The organism is Pseudomonas sp. AL 58 (assembly GCF_036348395.1).
Lineage (GTDB): Bacteria > Pseudomonadota > Gammaproteobacteria > Pseudomonadales > Pseudomonadaceae > Aquipseudomonas > Aquipseudomonas defluvii.
The window spans coordinates 44,052-64,258 of record NZ_JAZBQR010000018.1; the positions used below are offsets into that span (position 1 = coordinate 44,052).

At 60.5% G+C, this 20,207-nt stretch carries 23 protein-coding genes and 1 pseudogene; 12 read left to right on the forward strand and 12 right to left on the reverse strand.

Annotation, left to right across the window (positions count from 1 at the left end; genetic code table 11):
• Positions 1–5: 5 nt before the first annotated feature.
• Both UIA24_RS23365 and UIA24_RS18450 read left to right on the forward strand, forming a co-directional pair.
• A pseudogene (locus UIA24_RS23365) lies at positions 6–980 on the forward strand (methyl-accepting chemotaxis protein); the annotation flags it as partial.
• 74 nt (positions 981–1,054) lie between these two features.
• Positions 1,055–1,654, forward strand: a complete 600-nt coding sequence (locus UIA24_RS18450; protein ID WP_330523523.1) for a tRNA-uridine aminocarboxypropyltransferase — start codon at positions 1,055–1,057, stop codon at positions 1,652–1,654.
• Between the two features lie 44 nt (positions 1,655–1,698).
• Here UIA24_RS18450 and UIA24_RS18455 read toward each other — a convergent pair whose 3' ends face one another.
• The gene (locus UIA24_RS18455; protein WP_330523524.1) at positions 1,699–2,061 is read right to left on the reverse strand and encodes a YbaN family protein; all 363 of its coding nucleotides are present in this window, start codon (positions 2,059–2,061) and stop codon (positions 1,699–1,701) included.
• Between the two features lie 10 nt (positions 2,062–2,071).
• Positions 2,072–2,659: a UPF0149 family protein gene (locus UIA24_RS18460; RefSeq protein WP_065760888.1), complete on the reverse strand. Its 588-nt coding sequence runs from the start codon at positions 2,657–2,659 to the stop codon at positions 2,072–2,074.
• 246 nt (positions 2,660–2,905) lie between these two features.
• On the opposite strand from UIA24_RS18460, the gene recQ reads away from it, so the two are divergent.
• The 3 genes from recQ to UIA24_RS18475 all read left to right on the forward strand — a co-directional run bounded on the left by recQ (position 2,906) and on the right by UIA24_RS18475 (position 5,903).
• The gene (recQ, locus tag UIA24_RS18465) at positions 2,906–5,038 is read left to right on the forward strand and encodes a DNA helicase RecQ (RefSeq protein ID WP_330523525.1); all 2,133 of its coding nucleotides are present in this window, start codon (positions 2,906–2,908) and stop codon (positions 5,036–5,038) included.
• Positions 5,039–5,158: 120 nt separating this feature from the next.
• Complete coding sequence (locus UIA24_RS18470; RefSeq protein ID WP_065760890.1) at positions 5,159–5,593, forward strand: MarR family transcriptional regulator; 435 nt, start codon at positions 5,159–5,161, stop codon at positions 5,591–5,593.
• A gap of 25 nt (positions 5,594–5,618) precedes the next feature.
• Entirely contained in the window at positions 5,619–5,903 is a 285-nt protein-coding gene (locus tag UIA24_RS18475) for a SelT/SelW/SelH family protein (protein WP_099773862.1), read from the forward strand.
• Here UIA24_RS18475 and UIA24_RS18480 read toward each other — a convergent pair whose 3' ends face one another.
• The 3 genes from UIA24_RS18480 to UIA24_RS18490 all read right to left on the reverse strand — a co-directional run bounded on the left by UIA24_RS18480 (position 5,904) and on the right by UIA24_RS18490 (position 8,040).
• Entirely contained in the window at positions 5,904–6,791 is an 888-nt protein-coding gene (locus UIA24_RS18480; protein WP_330523526.1) for a DMT family transporter, read from the reverse strand.
• 79 nt (positions 6,792–6,870) lie between these two features.
• Positions 6,871–7,635, reverse strand: a complete 765-nt coding sequence (locus tag UIA24_RS18485; RefSeq protein WP_330523527.1) for a helix-turn-helix transcriptional regulator — start codon at positions 7,633–7,635, stop codon at positions 6,871–6,873.
• Between the two features lie 93 nt (positions 7,636–7,728).
• The gene (locus tag UIA24_RS18490; protein ID WP_330523528.1) at positions 7,729–8,040 is read right to left on the reverse strand and encodes a DUF962 domain-containing protein; all 312 of its coding nucleotides are present in this window, start codon (positions 8,038–8,040) and stop codon (positions 7,729–7,731) included.
• Positions 8,041–8,200: 160 nt separating this feature from the next.
• On the opposite strand from UIA24_RS18490, the gene UIA24_RS18495 reads away from it, so the two are divergent.
• Positions 8,201–9,223 (forward strand): AraC family transcriptional regulator, encoded by a 1,023-nt coding sequence (locus UIA24_RS18495; protein ID WP_099773865.1) that lies wholly within the window; start codon positions 8,201–8,203, stop codon positions 9,221–9,223.
• A gap of 4 nt (positions 9,224–9,227) precedes the next feature.
• On the opposite strand, the gene UIA24_RS18500 is transcribed toward UIA24_RS18495, so the two are convergent.
• Positions 9,228–10,682 carry a TrkH family potassium uptake protein gene (locus UIA24_RS18500; protein WP_330523529.1) on the reverse strand — a complete coding sequence of 485 codons (1,455 nt, stop codon included), beginning with the start codon at positions 10,680–10,682 and terminating at the stop codon, positions 9,228–9,230.
• A gap of 100 nt (positions 10,683–10,782) precedes the next feature.
• Here UIA24_RS18500 and UIA24_RS18505 point away from each other — a divergent pair, with 100 nt between their 5' ends.
• Complete coding sequence (locus UIA24_RS18505) at positions 10,783–11,346, forward strand: nitroreductase family protein (RefSeq protein WP_065760896.1); 564 nt, start codon at positions 10,783–10,785, stop codon at positions 11,344–11,346.
• Between the two features lie 31 nt (positions 11,347–11,377).
• Here the strand turns inward: UIA24_RS18505 and UIA24_RS18510 are convergent, their stop codons facing one another.
• From UIA24_RS18510 to UIA24_RS18535, 6 genes are all read right to left on the reverse strand, one after another.
• A complete protein-coding gene (locus UIA24_RS18510) occupies positions 11,378–12,709 on the reverse strand; it encodes a sensor histidine kinase (protein WP_330523530.1) in 1,332 nt (443 codons plus the stop codon).
• Between the two features lie 63 nt (positions 12,710–12,772).
• Positions 12,773–13,186: a Spy/CpxP family protein refolding chaperone gene (locus UIA24_RS18515; RefSeq protein ID WP_065760898.1), complete on the reverse strand. Its 414-nt coding sequence runs from the start codon at positions 13,184–13,186 to the stop codon at positions 12,773–12,775.
• A gap of 120 nt (positions 13,187–13,306) precedes the next feature.
• Positions 13,307–13,984, reverse strand: coding sequence for a response regulator transcription factor (locus UIA24_RS18520; RefSeq protein ID WP_065760899.1), 678 nt, complete (start codon positions 13,982–13,984; stop codon positions 13,307–13,309).
• A 7-nt stretch (positions 13,985–13,991) separates the two neighbouring features.
• Positions 13,992–14,393 carry a translation initiation factor 2 gene (locus UIA24_RS18525; RefSeq protein WP_102053098.1) on the reverse strand — a complete coding sequence of 134 codons (402 nt, stop codon included), beginning with the start codon at positions 14,391–14,393 and terminating at the stop codon, positions 13,992–13,994.
• A gap of 123 nt (positions 14,394–14,516) precedes the next feature.
• Positions 14,517–14,816, reverse strand: a complete 300-nt coding sequence (locus UIA24_RS18530; protein ID WP_102053097.1) for a YciI family protein — start codon at positions 14,814–14,816, stop codon at positions 14,517–14,519.
• Position 14,817: 1 nt separating this feature from the next.
• Positions 14,818–15,414: a septation protein A gene (locus tag UIA24_RS18535; protein ID WP_330523531.1), complete on the reverse strand. Its 597-nt coding sequence runs from the start codon at positions 15,412–15,414 to the stop codon at positions 14,818–14,820.
• A gap of 66 nt (positions 15,415–15,480) precedes the next feature.
• Between UIA24_RS18535 and UIA24_RS18540 the strand changes: the two genes are divergently transcribed.
• From UIA24_RS18540 to rluB, 5 genes are all read left to right on the forward strand, one after another.
• A complete protein-coding gene (locus tag UIA24_RS18540; RefSeq protein ID WP_102053095.1) occupies positions 15,481–16,344 on the forward strand; it encodes a PHP domain-containing protein in 864 nt (287 codons plus the stop codon).
• Positions 16,345–16,357: 13 nt separating this feature from the next.
• On the forward strand, positions 16,358–16,987 hold the full coding sequence (locus UIA24_RS18545; protein WP_099773872.1) for an L-threonylcarbamoyladenylate synthase: 630 nt from the start codon (positions 16,358–16,360) through the stop codon (positions 16,985–16,987).
• A 95-nt stretch (positions 16,988–17,082) separates the two neighbouring features.
• Positions 17,083–17,814 carry a segregation and condensation protein A gene (locus UIA24_RS18550; protein ID WP_176717454.1) on the forward strand — a complete coding sequence of 244 codons (732 nt, stop codon included), beginning with the start codon at positions 17,083–17,085 and terminating at the stop codon, positions 17,812–17,814.
• Positions 17,815–17,838: 24 nt separating this feature from the next.
• Positions 17,839–18,606, forward strand: coding sequence for an SMC-Scp complex subunit ScpB (gene scpB / locus UIA24_RS18555; RefSeq protein WP_065760906.1), 768 nt, complete (start codon positions 17,839–17,841; stop codon positions 18,604–18,606).
• Between the two features lie 146 nt (positions 18,607–18,752).
• The gene (gene rluB, locus UIA24_RS18560) at positions 18,753–19,802 is read left to right on the forward strand and encodes a 23S rRNA pseudouridine(2605) synthase RluB (protein ID WP_065760907.1); all 1,050 of its coding nucleotides are present in this window, start codon (positions 18,753–18,755) and stop codon (positions 19,800–19,802) included.
• Positions 19,803–20,207 lie beyond the last annotated feature (405 nt).

Genomic DNA, 20,207 nt, shown 5'->3' on the forward strand with positions numbered 1-20,207 from the left:
GCGCCATCAAGCGCACTTTGGCTGAGCACCCCAAAGCCTTCACCAGCCCACTGGTTGCGCTGACCTACAGTGACAATGCGGGGTTGCTGGGGCAGTTGGAGCTGGCCATTATCAGTGAGGAGGCCCGGCTGCAGACTGCACTGACCCGGTTGGTTGACGCGGGTGTAGGGGTCAAGGCGCGGGCGGCGCAATCTTCCGATTTGTCGGGCTCCCAGGCGCAGATGCTCGATCGTCAACGCAATGAGACCGACCAGTCCGCCACGGCCATCGCGCAAATGGCTGCGACGATTCAGGAGGTGACCCACAATGTGCAGAACACGGCCATTGCCGCTTCCGATGCTGACAAGCTGACTCAGCAGGGCAGTGATCTGGCTCAGCAGAGTTTGCAAGCGATGAGCAGTATGAGCGAAGCGGTCAACAACATTGGCGTGGCAGTGCATGCCTTGGCTGACCAGACCCAGTCGATTGGCAGCGTCGTGGATGTGATCACCTCGATTGCCGAGCAGACCAACCTGCTGGCGCTGAACGCGGCCATTGAGGCCGCCAGGGCGGGGGAGCAGGGGCGGGGCTTTGCGGTCGTGGCCGATGAGGTTCGCTCGCTGGCCCAGCGTACCCGTACGTCCACCGAGGAAATCCACCAGATCATTGCCTCGCTGCGTTCCGGTGCCGAGCGCGCCGTGAGCACCGCGACCAAGGGCGAGCAGATTTCCCGTGACAGTGTGCAGCGTGTTGAGGCCGTGCAATCAGCATTGGTCGGTATTAGCCAGGCCGTGAGCCGCATTACGGGCATGAGCCAACAAATGGCCACGGCTTCCGAGCAACAAAGCCATGTGGCCGAGGACATCAATCAGCAGATTACCCGTATCGCCCAGCTCTGCGACCACAGCGCCGATCAGGCCAAGCAGGGAGCAGAGATCAGTCAGGACCTCGAACACATGGCTGATTACCTGTACAGCCTGGCAGAACGCTTCAACCGCTAGCCCCGGCTACCCACAGGGATGTGGGTAAGCTTTTCGAGCCTGTTGTGGCACACTTGTGCACTCAGGAGAAATCGATGTCCAGAATCAACTGCGAGCGCTGCCTGCGACCGCAAAACCACTGCCTTTGCCCCTTGATCCCCAGCCTTGAGAGCCGTACACGCGTCGTGCTTTTGCAGCACCCGAGTGAAGTCCGCCATGCTCTGAACACTGCTCGCCTGGCTGGCTTGGGCCTGCGCAATGCCGAGTTGCGGGTGGGCGAGGTGTTTGATGACCTGCACGATCTGATCGCGACCCCCGGTTACCGGGTTGCCGTGCTGTTCCCTGGCGATGAAGCGCAAGCGCTTGGCCCCTACAGTAACGACCAGGACTCGCGTCCCTGGTTGCTGGTAGTGCCTGACGGAACCTGGCGCAAGGCACGCAAGTTGTTGCACCTGAACCCGTTGCTGGCGGGCCTGCCGAGGGTCAGCTTGGCAACCGTTCAGCCGTCGCGTTACCGGTTGCGCAAGGCGCCGGAACCAGGCGCGTTATCGACGCTGGAGGCGGTGGTGCAGGCATTGAACGTGCTCGAGGCGCCGGACGTGTTTGACGGGTTGCTAAAGCCATTCGACGCACTGATCGAAGGGCAGATTGCGGCAATGGGCAGTGAGACCTACGCGCGTAACCATGTGCGCTGAGTACCTGCACAGAGCGCTGCGGTTCCCGCCAATGGCATAGGCTGTCAACGTTTAACCAGGGTTTTCTGGCGCAGGATGTAGATGCTGACCAACACCGCACTGGTCAGCATGAAACCACGCGCCCAAGGCAAGGGTACGAAGTAGCAGGACAGGCTGATGCTTGCCCACATCAGGCCGATGGCGTAGACCTTGCCTTTCAGGGGAATGCCTTCGCCGTTGAGGTAGTCACGAATCCACGGGCCCAGTTGGGCGTGGTTGATCAGCCAGTCGTGAAAACGGGGCGAGCTGCGCGCAAAGCAGGCTGCTGCCAGCAGCAGAAACGGGGTGGTCGGCAGTACCGGCAGGAAGATGCCGATCACCCCCAGCGCAACGCTGAGCCAGCCGATGGCCAGCAGCAGGTAACGCATCGGTAAAAACTCAGTGGTGGCGGGGTTTGAGCAGCGCTGGCTTCTCGTCTGGCGCATGGCAGAGCAGATACAGCGCAGTCAGCGCCTCGGGGATCTGCACGATCATGTCGTCCATCAGGTTGGCATCGCTGGCGATGTCGGCAAATTCAGGCTGCTCGTCGAACAGGCCGGAACCGACCATGATCGGCAGCAGCATTTCGCTGACTTCTTCTTCCGCGGTCTCGAACCAGGCTTCTTCACGCAGGAATACGCCTTCCATGAAACCGATGCACCAGCCGCGCAACTCGGAGTCGTCCGGCTCGTCGCCAAGGTCCAGGTCGCATGGCAGCTCGAACTCCTCGTCGCTGGCCAGTTGGCGCGCGATGTGTTCCTTGAGCTTGATCAGCGTCGTTTCGATCTCGGTGCGCTGGGCGTCGTCCTTGTAATGCGGCTCTTCGGAGAACAGGGCGTCGATCCATTCACGCTCGGGCACGGCTTCGGCGCAGATCGACAGCGCGGTCAGGTAGCCGTGAGCGGCAACGTAGTCCAGCGCTTCCTCATGCAACTCGTCGGCGTCGAGGAAGGCTTGCAGGCGGTTCAATTGCTCAGCGAAGGACATTACAGGGCTACCTTGGGAATAAACGATAATGAATTCTAGCACCTTGCGGTGCAAACGATGCAAAGGAAGACGCTCTATCGTAGAGGCACCTGCGCGGGCAGGTGCTCGGGTATAATGCTCGGCTTTTGTGTCGGGAGCCCTGCGTGGCGGTCCCGGGGTAAAAGCCGCTTACGCATTTTCGGATGAGGCGGATCGGTTTTTCATCCAGCCTGTGGCGAGGATGGTTCTGCGATTTTTGGAGTTTCTATGCTCGAACAGGCTCAGCGCGTCCTCAAGGATATCTTCGGCTACGACAGTTTCCGTGGTCGCCAGGGTGCGATCATCGAATGTGTGGCCAAGGGCGGGGACGCCTTGGTGCTGATGCCTACCGGCGGTGGCAAGTCGCTCTGCTATCAGGTGCCAGGGTTGCTGCGCAATGGTCTGGCGGTGATTGTCTCGCCCCTGATTGCCCTGATGGAAGACCAGGTTGCAACCCTCGATGAGCTGGGGGTGGCGGCTGCCTCGCTGAACTCGACCCTGAGTGCCGAGCAGCAGCGCGAGCTGGCCGGGAAGATCCGGCGCGGCGAAATCAAGATGCTCTACCTGGCGCCTGAGCGTCTGGTTCAGCCGCGTATGCTGGATTTCCTGCGCGACCTGGAGATTGCGCTGTTCGCGATTGACGAGGCGCACTGCGTATCGCAATGGGGCCACGATTTCCGTCCGGAGTACCTGCAACTGGGGCAGTTGGCCGAACTGTTTCCGCACGTGCCGCGTATTGCCCTGACGGCCACGGCCGACATGCGTACCCGCGAGGAAATCGTTACCCGTCTGCATTTGCAGAATGCCGAACGCTTTCTGTCGAGTTTCGATCGGCCGAACATTTTCTATCGCATTGTGCCCAAGGAACAGCCACGCAAGCAGTTGATGGCGTTCCTCGGCGAGCGCCGTGGCAACGCCGGTATTGTCTACTGCCTGTCGCGAAAGAAAGTCGACGATGTTGCAGCCTTTCTCTGTGATCAGGGCTTCCCGGCCTTGCCCTACCATGCCGGTCTTCCCGCTGAAACCCGTGCCAGCAACCAGCGGCGCTTCCTCAACGAGGAGGGCCTGATCATGGTCGCGACCATTGCGTTCGGCATGGGTATCGACAAGCCCAACGTGCGTTTTGTCGCTCACCTCGACTTGCCCAAGTCACTGGAGGCCTACTATCAGGAAACCGGTCGCGCCGGCCGTGACGGGCTGCCCGCCGATGCCTGGATGGCCTACGGCCTGCAGGACATGGTGATGCTCAAGCAGATGCTGCAAAACTCCGAGGGTGATGAGCGCCACAAGCGCATCGAGCAGCACAAGCTCGACGCCATGCTGGCCTTGTGCGAGGAAACCCGCTGTCGGCGTCAGATATTGCTGAACTACTTCGACGAAGAACTTCAGCAGCCATGTGGTCATTGTGACAACTGCGTTGACAGCGTACAGACCTGGGACGCGACTGAGCCGGCACGCCAGGCCCTTTCGGCCATCTACCGTACGGGGCAGCGCTATGGTGTTGGCCATTTGATCGACGTATTGCTCGGTCGTGATAACGAAAAAGTGCGTAGTTTTGGCCATCAACAGTTGTCGGTGTTTGGCGTCGGCAAGGCGCGCCAGGAAGGGGAGTGGCGCTCGCTGTTCCGTCAACTGGTTGCCCGAGGCCTGGCTGATATCGACCTTGAAGGGTATGGCGGCCTGCGCCTTTCCGACAGTTGCCGCCCGTTACTGCGTGGCGAGGTCAACCTGGAGTTGCGTCGAGATCTCAAACCGCAGACCAGCAAAGGCACTGGCAGCTCCGGCAGCCCGGCGAGCCAGTTGGTGCGTGGTGAAGAGCGCGAGCAATGGGAGGCCCTGCGTGCGCTGCGGCGCAAGTTGGCCGAGGAGCATGGCGTGCCGCCTTACGTGATCTTCCCCGACTCGACGTTGCTCGAAATGCTGCGCAGCCAACCGAGCAGCCTGAGCGAAATGGCCCGGGTCAGTGGTGTCGGTGCGCGTAAGCTGGAGCGCTACGGTCAGGCCTTCCTTGAGGTGCTTGGTGGCGAGGCTGAAACGCCCAGGGTTGTGGTCGATCTGCGTCACGAGTTGGTAACCCTGGCCCGTGCCGGCATGACACCGATCCAGATCGCCGGCCAACTGCAATGCAGTGAAAAAAACGTCTACAGCCTGCTGGCCGAAGCCATTGGTCGTCAGGAACTGTCACTGGAGCAGGCGCTGGACTTGCCGGAAGACCTGTTGCTTGAGCTTCAGGACGCGTTCCTTGATGGCGAGGGGGAGTTGCCGCCAGTTTCGGCGATTGCCGGGCAGTTCGGGGCACGAGTACCAGAAGGGGTGTTGTACTGCGTTCGGGCTGCCCTGGCCGCTGAATTTGAGATGTAAAACACCGCTAATGTCATCATTTATAACGATTGTTGGACAAAATGCCTGGTGTCAGAGCCTTGCCTAAGGGGCTCGGTCATGGTTAGCTGACTAATAATTGTTTTTGATGATGAGTGTGTTATGCCGTTGACCGATCACCACCGCTTTGGGATGCAGCTGGCGCAGATGTCCCGTGGCTGGCGCGCCGAACTGGATCGCCGCTTGGCCGGATTGAACCTTTCGCAAGCGCGTTGGCTGGTGCTGCTGCACCTGGCCCGTTTCGAAGAGGCACCAACTCAACGCGAACTTGCGCAGAGTGTTGGCGTCGAGGGACCGACCCTGGCCCGTTTGCTCGATAGCCTGGAAGCCCAGGGCCTGGTGCGTCGTCAGGCAGTCCTGGAGGATCGCCGGGCGAAGAAAATTTTGCTCTGCCCTCCCGCCAAACCTCTGATCGAACAGATCGAAACCATCGCCAATGCCTTGCGTGCCGAGCTGTTCACGGGGGTCGATGAAGAGGAGTTGAGCATCTGCATGCGTGTGCATGCACGCATTCTGGCAAACCTGGAGAAGTCCTAGTCACCGGTCAGGAGACAGTACCCGCATGACCCTGCACAAGCCTGAAATCGTCATCACCTATTGCACTCAGTGCCAGTGGCTGCTTCGTGCTGCCTGGCTGGCTCAGGAACTGCTCAGTACCTTTAGCGATGACCTGTCGCGGGTGGCGCTTGAGCCGGCCACGGGAGGCGCCTTTCGCATCACCTGCGACGGTGTGCAGATCTGGGAGCGCAAGGCCGATGGCGGTTTCCCTGAGGCCAAAGTGCTCAAGCAGCGTGTACGCGACCAGATCGATCCGCAGCGCGACCTGGGTCACAACGACCGGCCTTGATCAGGCGCTCTCGGCGGCCTTGAGCTTCTTGCCTTGGCGGCCTGTGGCCATGCGACTGGATACGACAATAGCGAGAATGATCAGCACACCGCCCATGAGCATGCGCGGTGTGGGCGTCTCTGCGAAAATCATCCAGGCCATGGCAATGCCGTAGACCGGCTCCATGGCAAAGACCACCGCCGCAGTGCGAGCCTTGATGACCGCGAGGCTGGCGACGAACAGGCTGTGGGCAACGCCTGTGCAGAACACCCCAAGCAGGCCAATCCACAGCCAGTCCAGTGCAGGTACCGCGCTGATCTCCGGCGCCGCCATGGGCAGCAGGCACAGGGCGACCACGGCGTTTTGGCATAGGGCAGCCTGGACTGCCGGGACGCGTCCGGAATTGGCGCGGTTGATCAGCGACAGCAATGAAAACAGCAGCCCGGAAAGTAACGCCCACAGCAGGCCGCCGGTGGCTTCGCTGGCGAGGTTGAAGTCGGGGGTGACCAGAATCAGGCCAAGGCTGACCAGCGCTACCAAAAGTACCTCGTTGCCACGGATGCGTTCGCGAAACAGCAGGCCTTCAAGGATGATGGTAAAGGCCGGAAAGCTGGCAAAGCCCAAGGTGGCGATCGCGACGCCCGCGACCTTTACGGCAATGAAGAAGCTGACCCAGTGCCCCGCCAGCAGTACTCCGCCGAGCGTGAGGCGTTGCCAGTCCTGATTCCGCAAGCGCATCCAGCCTTGCCCGGCGAGGGCTGCGAACGCAGCCAGTGCCGCTACCGCGAACACCGCTCGGCCAAAGACGATGATCGACGGTGCGGCGCTGGCAAGCTTGCCAAATACGCCAGTCAGGCCGAAAAACAGCGCGCCAATATGCAAGGCGCCCAAGGCGGTGCGGTGATTCATGGAGGTCCTTGTTGTTTGAGTGAGGCAGCCTGCTCAGTGTAAAAGTCGGTTGTGCTGTCTGTCTGTCGCGATTCTCGCGTCAGTTGTCGCAGAGCTCTCGGCGCAATGCGCCAGGCGTGCAACCAAACACCTTGAGTACGGCGGCAGCGAATGCGCTTTGCGAGCTGTAACCAACGCGACAGGCAATCTCACCGATAGGCAGTGCTGTGCTTCTCAGTAGATAGCGAGCCTTTATCAGGCGGCGCTGGCGAATATAGTCCATCGGGGTCATGGCGCACTCGGCCATGAACCGTGCGTGCAGTCGCGCACTGGACAACCCGGCGAGCCTTGCCAAGTCGGCTACCTGCAGCGGGTAGGCAGCATACTGCTCAATGTGGGCATCGAAGGCTGCGTAGGGCAGCAGGCGCTCAGGCACATGCGTTGTTGCGGCGTCACTGAGGCTGGCCAATAGCAAGACAGCACCCTGCTGGGCAATCACCGGGTCGTTCACCGGGCTTGCTGCCAGCCAGTCGACCAGTTGCTGCTGGCGGCTGTTCAGGTTGATTGCGCCGGGGTGATCCAGCAGGCGTTGACTGGCTTCGGCGTGCTCGCCAAGGCGTTTCCCCAACCATTGACCCACCGGTACATCCAGTACAAGGCAGTGACTGCCCTGGGGGCTGCCACAGGTGTGATGTGCGCCAGAGGGCACCACCATTAACCCCTGACGCTCGATTTGCCCTGCGCGTCCCTCGACTTCGAAGTCCAGGCGGCCGCGCAGACCGAACACCAGTTGTGGGTGCTCATGGCTGTGGGCAATCAGGTCATGATTGTAGTGACGCAGCGTAAATATCGAGCCGGCGCTCATCGATGCTTCCTCGAAGTGCAGCAGCGCAGTTTACATCTCTTGGTGGCTGGTACGCTTTTCAGCAGCACAATCGAGTCTGCCGGGAACACCGGGCTAGAAGGTGATCTTGCCACGCAGCATGTCGCGGTACATCGCGAAATCGCCAATCAAGCTGTAGAGCGGGTGTCTGAACGTGGCCGGACGGTTTTTTTCAAAAAAGAAATGCCCGACCCAGGCGAATCCGTAGCCTGCAACGGGCAGCGTGAGCAACAGCGCCCAGTTGCCAGTGGCCACCGTGTAGGCTGCCAGTGCGATGACCAGGCTGGTGCCGACAAAGTGCAGGCGGCGACAGACAGTGTTGCTATGCTCCCCCAGATAGTAGGGGTAGAACTCGGCAAAACTGCTGAAATGCTGAGGGCTGTTCACGATAACGCTTCCTTGGTTTATCGGATATGGCCACGGTACACGACGTGGAGCCTGAATTGAGTCTAGAGTCATTAGCTACATCAGCCAGTGACAATAGGCGCCGTTTTAGTATCCTTCTGGTTCACCGCATCGCGGTATGTGAACTTAAAAGAAGCCAGCCATGAGCGTAAGAACCACTTCAGCAAGCTGGGCAACGGGAATCGTCAAGGCACTTGAGTTGGAAGGGCTCGATTGTCGTGCCATGTTTGCCCAGCTTGGTCTGGACTTTGCGGCATTGGATGACCCCGATGCGCGCTTTCCACAGGACTCCATGACCCGCCTTTGGCAGTTGGCAGTGGAGCTGTCCGGCAATCAGGCGATTGGCCTGAACCTGGCCCGTGTGGTGCGCCCGGCTTCCTTTCACGTCGTCGGCTACGCGTTGATGTCCAGTCGAACCCTGGCGGAAGGATTCGAGCGTCTGGTGCGTTATCAACGAATCATTGCTGAAAGCTCCGATCTGGCGTTTCGCCTGGAGCCTGAGGGTTATGCATTGGTGCTGACGGTGCATGGCGATCACCTGCCGCCGACCCGGCATAGCGCCGAAGCCTCGTTGGCATGTGCCTTGTCGCTGTCCAGTTGGCTCAGCGGTCGTCCTATCCAGTTGCGGCGGGTGTTGATCCATGGGCCGGAGCCTGTCGATCAGGAGCCCTATCGCCAGGCCTTCCAGGCCCCGCTGGTGTTTGGTGCCGAGCACAATGCGTTGATTTTCGAGCGCAAAGACATGGAAGCGCCATTGCCCACCGCCAACGAGGCCATGGCTGCCTTGCATGATCGTTTCGCGGGTGAGTACCTGGCGCGGTTTTCCGAGAGCCGCGTAACGCATCGGGCCCGTCAGGTGCTATGCCGGATGTTGCCTCAGGGCGAGCCGAAACGGGAGATGGTTGCCCAGGCGCTTCACCTGTCCCAGCGCACCTTACAGCGACGATTGCAGGAAGAAGGCACCAGCTTCCAGGCCCTGCTCGATGACACCCGCCGTGAGTTGGCTGAGCAGTACCTCGCCCAGCCGGGCATGACGTTGCTAGAGGCGGCCTATCTGCTGGGGTTTGCTGACCCGAGCAACTTTTTTCGGGCTTTCCGCCGCTGGTTTGATGAGACGCCCGGAGAGTACCGGGCCCGCTTGAGTGGGTGTGTGCCGAGCGCTTAGCGGGTCAATGACGCCAGAACGCTGGCATGCACAGCACCAGCACCGTGATGATTTCCAGACGGCCGAGCAGCATGCCGCCCGCCAGAATCCATTTCGCAGCATCCGGAAGGCTGGAGAAATTGCCGGAAGGGCCGATGGTCTCGCCCAGTCCCGGCCCAACGCCTGAAACGGTGGCTGCTGCACCGGTCAGAGCGGTCATCCACTCTACGCCCAGCAACGACAAGGCCAAGGCAATGACACAGATCGTGGTGGCGAAGAAGAACGAAAAGGTCAGAATCGAGCGCACGATCTCTTCGTCGAGACGATGCCCGTTGTACTTCTGTTTGATCACCGCGCGGGGGTGGATCAGTTGATTCAGGTTGGCCTTGAGCAGGGTATAGGCGACCTGAAAGCGGAAGATCTTGATCCCGCCAGCGGTCGAGCCTGAGCAGCCGCCGATAAAACCGAGGTAGAAAAACAGCATCAGCGAGAAGTTGCCCCAGAGGCTGTAGTCGCCCAAGGCAAAACCGGTGGTGGTCACCACGGATGTCACGTTCAGCGCTACATGGCGCAGGGCGTCGAGCCAGTGGAGACTGGTCGTGGCCCAGTACCAGATGCCCAGTACCGCCCAGGTGACCAGCAACAAGCCGAGCAACCCGCGAACCTGATGATCTCTGAACAGTGCCTTGCGGTTACCGCGCAGCGTTGCGACATACAGGGTGAAGGGCAGGCTGCCGAGTATCATCACCACCACCGCAACCCAATGCACGGCGGGCATGTCCCACTTGGCAAGAGACTGGTCGGAGGTGGAGAAACCCCCGGTGGAAATGGCCGACATGGCGTGGTTGATGGCGTCGAACGGGTTCATGCCGGCGAGCCAGAACGCCAGGGCGCCGAGTGTGGTGAAACCGACGTAAACCATGACAATCGACTTGGCGACCATGTGTGAGCGCGGCATGACCTTTTCCGAGCGGTCCGACGACTCGGTCTGGAACAGGCGCATACCACCGATACGCAGCAACGGGAGAATCGCCACAGCCATTGCGATGAAGCCGATACCGCCAAGCCAGTGCAGCAGCGAGCGCCAGATCAAAATGCCTGGCGACATGGTGTCTAGGCCGCTGAGTACGGTGGCACCGGTGGCAGTGATGCCTGACATGCTTTCGAAAAAAGCGTCGGTGTAGCTGATGTGCTGGGTCAGCAGGAAGGGCAATGCAGCAAAGATACACACCACCAGCCAACTGCTGACGGTAAGCAGGTACATGTCCCGTGGGCGCAGGTGCACGTGCTCCGGGCGTCCGGGAACGACCAGTGCCAGGCCGGCCAGAAAGGTGATCAGGCTGGACCAGAGGAATGAGGTCAGGTCGCCGGTGCGGTCGAAAACCACCAGGGTGGCCATGGGCACGACCATGCTGATTGCCAGGGTAATCAGGAAGATGCCGATAATGAAACCAATGATCCTTAAGGTCGGCAACGCCATGTGATCTGCTCTGACTCGATGCGGAAAGGCGCCATTCTACCTATGGACCTTTTTATGTAAACGCTAGAATAGCCTCACATTTAATTACAGGGGGTAGCCGATGGAGGCTCTCGACGCATTGCTCAACCGTGTTTCCGTTCCACGCCTGGTGGAGCCGGCACCGAATGCTGCACAGCGTGAGGCGCTGTTTCAGGCAGCCTTGCGTGCCCCCGATCACGGTCAACTGCGGCCATGGCGATTTCTCACCGTCGAAGGCGCGGCTCGCGAACAACTGGGGCAGCTGTTGGTCGAGGCGACCGAGCTCAAGGGTGATGCGACCCAGGCGACGCTGGACAAAGCCCGTGCCATGCCGTTGCGGGCGCCACTGCTGATCGTGGTCATTGCCCGTTTGCAGGACCACTTCAAGGTGCCCAAGTCGGAGCAGCGTCTGGCCGCAGGATGCGCGGCGCACGGTATTCTGTTGGCGGCTTATGCCCAGGGGATCGGTGCGGTGTGGCGTACCGGTGATCTGTCCTACAGTGCCCATGTGGCCAAGGGGCTGGGTTTGGCCGAGGGCGAGGAGGTTATCGGCTTTCTGTACCTGGGCACGCCTCAGAACGAACCCCGTACAGCGCCGATACTGGCCACCGAGGACTTTGTCAGCGCCTGGTCGATGCCGAGCTAAGTCGTTCTGTGCTGCCAGTAACCCGATGAGGTTACTGTGCAGCACCTTGCGACGGTAACGTCAGGGTTGCTACAAAGCCGCCTTGCGGATGATTGCCCAGTGTGAGGCTGCCGCCATGACGCTCCACTGCTCGCCGTGCAATGGCCAGCCCCAGGCCATGACCTGCTGCGCTTTGCCCGGGGGCTCGGAAGAATGGTTTACCCAGTTGCTCCAGGTGTTCGCCGGCTACACCGGGGCCATGGTCACGCACGCTGATGACGATCCGTTCACTGTCACCAGTGGCCTTGAGCTCAATGGGCTGCCCTGGCGGGTTGAAGCGTTGGGCATTGCGCAACAGATTGTCCAGCGCACGCTCCAGCAGTGTCGGCCAGCCTTGAAGGGTCAGCCCGGGCTCACTGTCCAGGTGTATGTCCTGCTCTGGTGCATTGAGCAGTGCATCCTTCTGTACGTTCAGCAGCAGCGCCGAGAGGTCAATCGGCTCGGCTTTGGCCTGTTCGGCATCGACACGGGCCAATGCCAGTATTTCACTGATCAGGGCTTCCAGTCGGTCGCATTCACGGGTCAGTCGCGGCCATAGCGCTTCGCGTTGTTCCGGCCCGGCGCGCTCTGCAAGGGCCAGAGCGATGCGCAGGCGTGCCAGTGGCGAGCGCAGTTCGTGCGACACATCACGCAGTAGTTGGCGCTGGCTGCCTATCAGGCTTTGCAGACGTGCGCCCATACGGTTGAAGTCGTTGGCCAGTACGCCAAACTCGTCACGTCGGCTGGCCAGTCGAGCCAGGCTGTTCTGTTGGTAGGTGGTTTGCCCCAGGTCATGTACTGCGCCGCGCAGCCTGCCCAGTGGGCGAGTGATCGACAGGGTCACCAGCAGGCTGAACAGGGTCAGCACGACCAGTGCAATGCCCAATGCGCTCAATGGCCAGAGCAGGCTTTCGCGGTGCCAGGCGTCGAGCTCAGGGTGGGGGATTCGGTAGATCAGCAGGTAGGTGTCGCCCGTGTCGGGGCTGGTGTACTCCTCTGTGAGGCGACGCCAGGGGAGTTGCCGTTCATCATTGTGGCGACGAGCCTCAAAGGCGGCGGCGCGGCGCGGGAAGGTCCCGGGGACGACAGCATCTCCACCGTCGTTCAGCACCTGGACGTCGATGTGATATTGCCGTTTTCGCTGTTCCAGCAGGTCCTGAGCGACTTCCGGGCCGTCCCGTTCATAGCGTTCGGTCCAGTTTTTGGCCAGTGTGTTCAGCCCAGGATGACGGCTGAGAATCCAGGCGTCCTGGTTCAGCATGTGGCCCAACAGGATCGACAGGCCGGCAACCAGCGTGATGGCTAGCCAAAAACTGGCAAGGATGCGCCAGAACAATGAACGCAAAGGAGGCACCTCTAACGGAAAATGCCCGGTGTGCGGTGGCAGACCGGGCAGTTGTGGCACAGCTTACTGGGCCTTGGTGGCTTTTTCAGCTTTCCAGGCTTTGAACTCGTTCCACTCGGCGCGGCGCTCAGCCTCTTTCTTCTTCATTTCGTCGAACTGCTTTTGCTGGTCGGGTTTGAGCAGTGCACGAATGTCAGCCTGGGTTTTGTCTTCCTTGGCCTTCAACTCGTCTTTCATGGCTTTTTGATCGGCTGCCGGGAGTTTCTCCAGGTAGCGCTGGGTGATTTCGTGACGCTCTTTCATTTGTTCGCCCATCAGCTTGCGGACCTGTTGGCGTTGCTCGTGGGTCAGGTCCAGTTGGGCAAAGGGCGCGCCGCCGCGGTGGTGTTCGCCTTGGTGCGGGCCGCCCTCGGGCATGGCCATGGCGACCGTTGGCAGGGTCGCAGCGAGCATCAGGGCGATCAGGGTCTTGCGCATGGTGAGTCTCCTTGTCTGAAGCCGGTAGTGGCCGGATGTGCTCAGTGTAGGGAGATCAAGGTCAGCGGCGGTCAGGCAAGCGTAAAGCTTGGGTAAAGAGTCGTTGGCGTCGGCCTGACATTAGAGGCTGTAGTAATAGCCACGGCTACGCAGTGCGACAATTCGCGGGCGGCCATCCGGGTGTGGGCCCAGCTTTTTGCGCAGGTTGCTGACGTGCATGTCCAGGCTGCGGTCGTAGAGCGTAAGTTTTCGTCCGAGGGCGATCTGTGCAAGCTCCTGTTTTTCCAGCGGCTCGCCGGGCTGACGCAGCAGGGCTTCGAGAATGCGGCTTTCGGAGAGGGTCAGGGTTTGCTCATGTTCGTCGATGCTGATGACACCACGGGCCGGGCTGAAGCTCAGGTCACCGATTTCCAGCTGGCTGGGTGGCGCTGCCGGGTGGCTGCGTCGCAGCACGGCGCGCAGGCGCGCAGTCAGTTCTCGAGGGTCACAGGGTTTGGCGAGGTAGTCGTCGGCGCCCAGCTCCAGGCCGAGAATGCGGTCGAGTGGCTCGCCGCGAGCTGACAGCATCACCACAGGCAGCTCGGCATGTTCGCTGCGCAGTTGCTTGAGCACTTCAAGGCCACTGCCGTCGGGCAGCATCACGTCCAGTACCACTGCGGCTGGCGCGTACTCGGCCAAGGCCTTGCGCGCACTCTGGCCATCGTGGCAGGCACGCACCTGAAAGCCTTCCTGGGTCAGCCAACTGCTCAGCAGTTCGCAGAGCTCCTCGTCATCATCGATCAGTAACAGCTCGCTCATGTCTCACTCAATTCAACCATTGCCGGCGCCGTCTGTAGCTGCCGCTGGCAAAGATACCGCAGAGTGCTGCCAAGAGGGCAACTCCACCGCCAATCACGAACCATTGCTGTTGATCGGTCAACAGTTTTATCGGGCTGTTGGTTTGCAGCGCCTTGACCTGAGCCTTCAAACGCTGGTTTTCCTGGCGAAGTTCACTCAGCTGTGAGCTTTCGCGTGTGTTGTCGAGCGTTTGCAGTTGTTGGGTCAGCGCCTGGCGCTGTGCTTCGCTTTCCTTCAAACGCTGTTGCAGCTCGGTGATCTGGCTGCCGGCACTGAGTGACAGCGGGGTGCTGGCAGCGGCCTCTTCGGCCTGAGCAAGCGGGCTCAACAGCAACAGGGACAGCAGCAGGGACAACGGACCTTGACGCATCGGAACTCCTGATTCCACTTGAGTGTTCCAGAGGTTGTCGGCCGTTTAACGAGAATGATGAGCGATTGGCGCTAGAAAGGCATGCTGGCAGGCGGTGCGCTGTTGTGCGCACCGCCTCAGGCATTACGGCAGGACTTGCTTGAACGGCTTGACCACAACCTTGTCATAAACCCCGGCGGCAACGTACGGGTCGGCGTCAGCCCAGGCCTGGGCGGCGCTCAGTGACTCGAACTCAGCGACGATCAGGCTGCCGCTGAAGCCCGCTGCACCGGGATCGTTGCTGTCGATGGCCGGGTGCGGGCCGGCCAGTACGACGCGGCCTTCAGCCTTGAGTTGCTGCAGGCGCTCCAGGTGAGCAGGGCGCGCAGCCAGGCGGATTTCCAGCGAGTTGGCAACGTCACTGGCGATGATGGCGTAGAGCATGTCAGTCCTCGGTTTTCGATGTGGTGGTGTCACTGTCGTGCAGGTGGCGGGACAGGTACACGCCCTGGCCGACCAGGAAGAGTACGGTCATGCCCAGGCTGCCAAACACCTTGAAGTCGACCCAGAAGCTCTGGAACGTGAATGCGACGAAGAGGTTGGCGGCGCCACAGAACAGGAAGAAGAAGATCCAGGCGACGTTCAGGCGGTTCCAGATCGGGGTCGGCAGCGTCAGGGCGTGCCCCATGATACGTTTGATCAGCACGCGATCGCCGACGAAGTGGCTACCGGCAAAGGCCAGCGCAAACAGCCAGTTCACCACTGGCGCTTTCCATTTCAGGAAGGTCTCGCTATGGAAGGCCAGTGTCAGGCCGCCAAATACCAGGCAGGCGACCAGGGTCAGCCATTGGCCTTTTTCCAGCTTGCGCTGACGGATGAGCAACGCGCCATAGACCACCAGTGAGCTGATGATCAGCATCGCTGTAGCACTATAGATACCGCCCAGCTCGAAGGCGTGGCCGGCAATTTCGACGGCACGGGGTTCAAGTTTGTAGACGATGAAGAACAGGATCAGCGGGATGAAATCGATGAATTGTTTCACAGTGGCAGCCAGAAGCAGGATGTGGCGGCATAATAACAAACATCAATGACAGCGAAAGCGCCACCTATGAATGTTGATCTGCACTGCCACAGTACGGCCTCCGATGGCGCCTTGTCGCCCACTGCTCTGGTCGCCCGGGCTCATGAACACGGCGTGCGGACATTGGCCCTGACCGACCACGACACCCTTGAAGGGCAAATTGAGGCGCGTACCGCCACGCGTGCGCTGGGCATGCAGTGGGTCAGTGGCGTAGAGCTTTCCTGTACCTGGGGCGGTGCCACCATTCATGTGCTGGGCTATGGGTTTCCACTCGATGCCGCACCGCTGAATGCAGCGGTTGATGCGTTGCATCAGGGGCGCTGGTTACGTGCCGAGGAAATCGACCGACGGTTGGCGGCGAAAGGCATGACCGGGGCGCTGGACGGTGCACGGGACATTCAGAAGGAGCTCGGCGACAGCGGCAATGCCCCGGCTCGACCGCATTTTGCCGAATTTCTGGTGCGTGCCGGCTACGTCAAGGATCGTGGAGAGGCGTTTCGCAAATGGCTCGGGGCTGGCAAGCTGGGCGACGTCAAGCAGCATTGGCCGAGCCTGGAGGACACCGTTGAAACCTTGCGTCAGTCGGACGCCTGGGTGAGTTTGGCGCACCCGCTGCACTATGAATTTACGCGCAGCAAGCGCCGTCGGCTGATTGCCGACTATATTCAAGCAGGCGGGCAAGCGCTGGAAGTGGTGAATGGGATGATGCCAGCTGAACAGGTCGGCACTATGTCCATCCTGGCCCGTGAATTCGGTCTGCTGGCCAGTGCCGGCAGTGATTTCCATGGTCCGGGCGCCTGGTCGGAGATCGGTGTCTACCGGCCATTGCCCGAGGATCTGCCGCCTCTATGGCGCCGATTCAAGCATGAGCAGCCTAACGACGCGGTCTGAACAGGTAGAAAATGTGAGTCAATTTTTCCAGATTCATCCGGAGAATCCGCAGCCGCGCCTGATCAAGCAGGCCGTGGAGATTATCCGAAAGGGGGGGGTGGTGATCTACCCCACCGATTCGGCCTATGCAATGGGTTGCCAGATCGGCGACAAAAATGCCATTGAACGGGTTCGGCATTTGCGCAAGCTGGACAAAAACCACAACTTCACACTGCTGTGTTGTGACATGTCGCAGTTGGGGCTGTATGCCAAGATCGATACCGGTACCTTTCGCTTGCTCAAGGCCCATGTGCCGGGGCCATACACCTTTATCCTCAATGCTACCCGTGAAGTGCCACGGTTATTGATGCATGAAAAGCGCCGTACCATCGGCCTCAGGGTGCCGGATCATCCGATCATGCTGGCGCTGCTTGAAGAGTTGGGTGAGCCCTTGATGAGCGTGAGTCTGATCTTGCCGGGTGATGACGAACCCATGACTGACCCATATGAAATGCGCCAGCGCCTGGAGCACCATGTCGACCTGATCATCGACGGTGGTTTTGGCGGCCTCAAGGCGTCCACAGTCATCAATCTGGCTGAGGGCGAGCCGGAAGTGGTGCGCGTGGGCTGCGGCGACCCTGCCCCTTTTCTGGTCGAAGCGTGAGCCAGGCCGTCATCACCGAGTCTCCGGTCGATCCACAGGCAGGGGCGCAGCAAGAGTTGCCGCTGGTGCTGGTCTATGGCCAGGCCCTGACCGAAATGCCGGTGGACCTTTACATCCCGCCGGATGCGCTTGAGGTCTTTCTTGAGGCCTTTGAAGGGCCTCTGGACCTGTTGCTCTATCTGATTCGCAAGCAGAACATCGACATTCTCGACATCCCTGTGGCCGAAATTACACGCCAGTACATGGGTTACGTCGAGTTGATGAAGAGTGTGCGCCTGGAGTTGGCTGCCGAGTACCTGGTCATGGCGGCGATGCTGGCCGAGATCAAGTCGCGCATGCTGCTACCGCGCTCGGCGGAGATCGAGGCCGAGGAAGACGACCCGCGCGCCGAGTTGATTCGCCGCTTGCAGGAGTACGAGCGCTTCAAGGCCGCCGCCGAAGGCATTGACGCGCTCAGTCGCGTGGGGCGTGATGTGATCGTGCCCAGGCTTGAGGCGCCTCAAGCCAAGGTGCGCAAGTTGCTGCCTGATGTCAGCCTTGAAGAGCTGCTGGTCTCCATGGCCGAGGTCCTGCGCCGTGGCGATCTGTTCGAGAGCCACCAGGTCAGTCGCGAGGCGCTGTCCACCCGGGAACGCATGAGCGAGGTGCTTGAACGTCTCAAGGGCGGCGGTTTCGTGCCATTTGTCGAGCTGTTTACGGCAGAAGAAGGCAAGCTGGGCGTTGTAGTGACCTTTATGGCGATCCTTGAGCTGGTCAAGGAATCCTTGATCGAACTGGTGCAAAATGAGCCCTTTGCCGCGATCCATGTCCGGGCGCGTGCCGAGTAACCCCTACAAGCAACGAGCATGGCAATGAACCTGAACGACCCGCGGGACCTGGCGCCCCTGCTTGAGGCCTTTCTGTTGGCGTCGGGCAAGCCGCAATCGCTGGAGCGGCTCTTTGAGCTGTTCGAGGAAGCCGAGCGCCCGGAGCCTGCGGTCTTCAAAAAGGCTTTGGAAGTGCTGCGCAAGTCCTGCAATGGCCGTGCGTTCGAACTCAAGGAGGTGGCCTCCGGCTACCGTCTGCAGATTCGCGAAGACTATGCCCCCTGGGTCGGGCGGCTTTGGGAAGAGCGTCCGCAGCGCTATTCACGTGCGCTGCTGGAGACCATGGCCCTGATCGCCTATCGCCAGCCCATCACCCGTGGCGAGATCGAAGACGTGCGCGGTGTGGCGGTCAACAGCAACATCACCAAGACTTTGCTGGAGCGCGAGTGGATTCGTGTCGTTGGCTACCGGGAAGTGCCGGGTAGGCCCGCAATGTTCGCTACCACCAAGGCCTTTCTCGATCATTTCAACCTCAAGAGCCTCGACCAGCTTCCGCCACTGGCCGAACTGAGGGAAATGGAACCCGAGCCGCTGCTTGATCCGGACGATGCTCCCGTACCTGCTCATTTGCAGGCGCTGGCGGATGCCAGTGCCGAGCCCGAAGCCGAGCGCGAGGAAACCAGTTTTCACAGCCTGCTGGTTGAGCTCGACTCGATGGAGGAGGGGCTCAAGACCGACTTCGAGGACCTGCTCGATGAACCCTCGCCGCCAGCTGAAGAAGCGGAATCTGTCGAAGATTTGCCTCGCGACTGAGCTCACCTTCGAGCGGAAAATGCCCGTTGGCCGGCGATTTTCAATGCGTCTGTGATGCGCCGCGTCTGCGTTCGGCGTATCATTCGCGCCCGTTTGGGCATCAGTGTGCCCACACCATGATTTTCAGTACACCGGGAGGTGCCCAGATGAGTGAACAAGACCTGCAAGAACCCCAACCCCGTCCAGCCGGCGAGAAACTGCAAAAAGTGCTCGCACGTATTGGCGTGGGCTCGCGTCGTGATGTGGAAGCCTGGATCGGTGAAGGTCGCATCAAGGTCAATGGCGTTGCAGCCACCCTTGGCCAGCGCGTCGACCTGCACGACGCCATCTCGGTCGATGGCCGCCTGATCAAGCGAGAAGAGGCGTCCGAAACCGTGCGCCGCGTGATCATGTACAACAAGCCTGATGGTGAGATCTGCACCCGTGACGACCCGGAAGGCCGTCCGACCGTGTTTGACCGCCTGCCTCGCCCGAAGGAAGGCCGCTGGATCAACATCGGTCGTCTCGACATCAACACCACGGGTCTGTTGATGTTCACCACTGACGGTGAACTGGCCAACCGCCTGATGCACCCGTCCTACGAAATGGACCGCGAGTACGCGGTGCGTGTGCGTGGTGAGGTCGACGAAGACATGCTGACCCGTTTGAAAAACGGCGTCATGCTTGAAGACGGCCCGGCTCGTTTCACCGACATCCAGGAAGCGCCTGGCGGTGAAGGCTTCAACCATTGGTATCACTGCGTGGTGATGGAAGGGCGCAACCGTGAGGTTCGTCGCCTGTGGGAATCCCAGGGGCTGGTGGTCAGCCGTCTGAAGCGCGTGCGTTTCGGCCCGGTGTTCCTCAACTCCGATCTGCCGATGGGCCGCTGGCGCGAAATGAGCCAGGGCGAAGTGGATATCCTGGCTGCCGAAGTGGGCCTGACCCCAGTCGCCATGCCGGCCATGAAAGCCAAGGTCAAGGACAAGCTTGAGCGGATGCAGCGTAAATCGTCCAAGCCAGTTGGCCGTGGTGAACGTGTGCGTACACTGCGTCCAGCCAAAGACGGTGCGACCGAGCGTCCAGCACGTCAGCCACGCGAGGAGGCGCCACGCAAGGGGCGTTCTACTGTCGCAGAGCGTCCTAGCGAGATGAACAAGCGCAAGCCTGCGCCGAAGCGTCCAGGCAGCAGCCGTGGCAAGCCGCCACGCGCTGAGTAAGCGTTACCACAGCCACCTTCGGGTTGGCTCGGGCTGCTGACAAACCCCCGCTTTTTAGCGGGGGTTTGTTTTTTAAGGCAAAGGCCTCGCGCACTGGCTTTCACCTCGCTGACTCTGTCGCTGTAGGAGCGGGTCTTGCCCGCGATGCAGGCCCCGCGCACTGGCTGACACCCCGCTGACCCTATCGCAGGCAAGCCTGCCCTCCACAGTGCGGAAAGTTTTTGAACCGTCTTGTAAGAGAATATTTACAAGAATGCCGTTTTTTTCCCGTCAAATCGGCCATCGCCTGCAGCTGTAACAAAACCTTGCCGAAAATCCCCTCTCGTTGCGCTTTCCGTGAGCGTCAATGGCTTGCTCGCGTCTGCCGGGCGCGGTGATATGTGCGCCATTGCCGTGTGCAAAGCC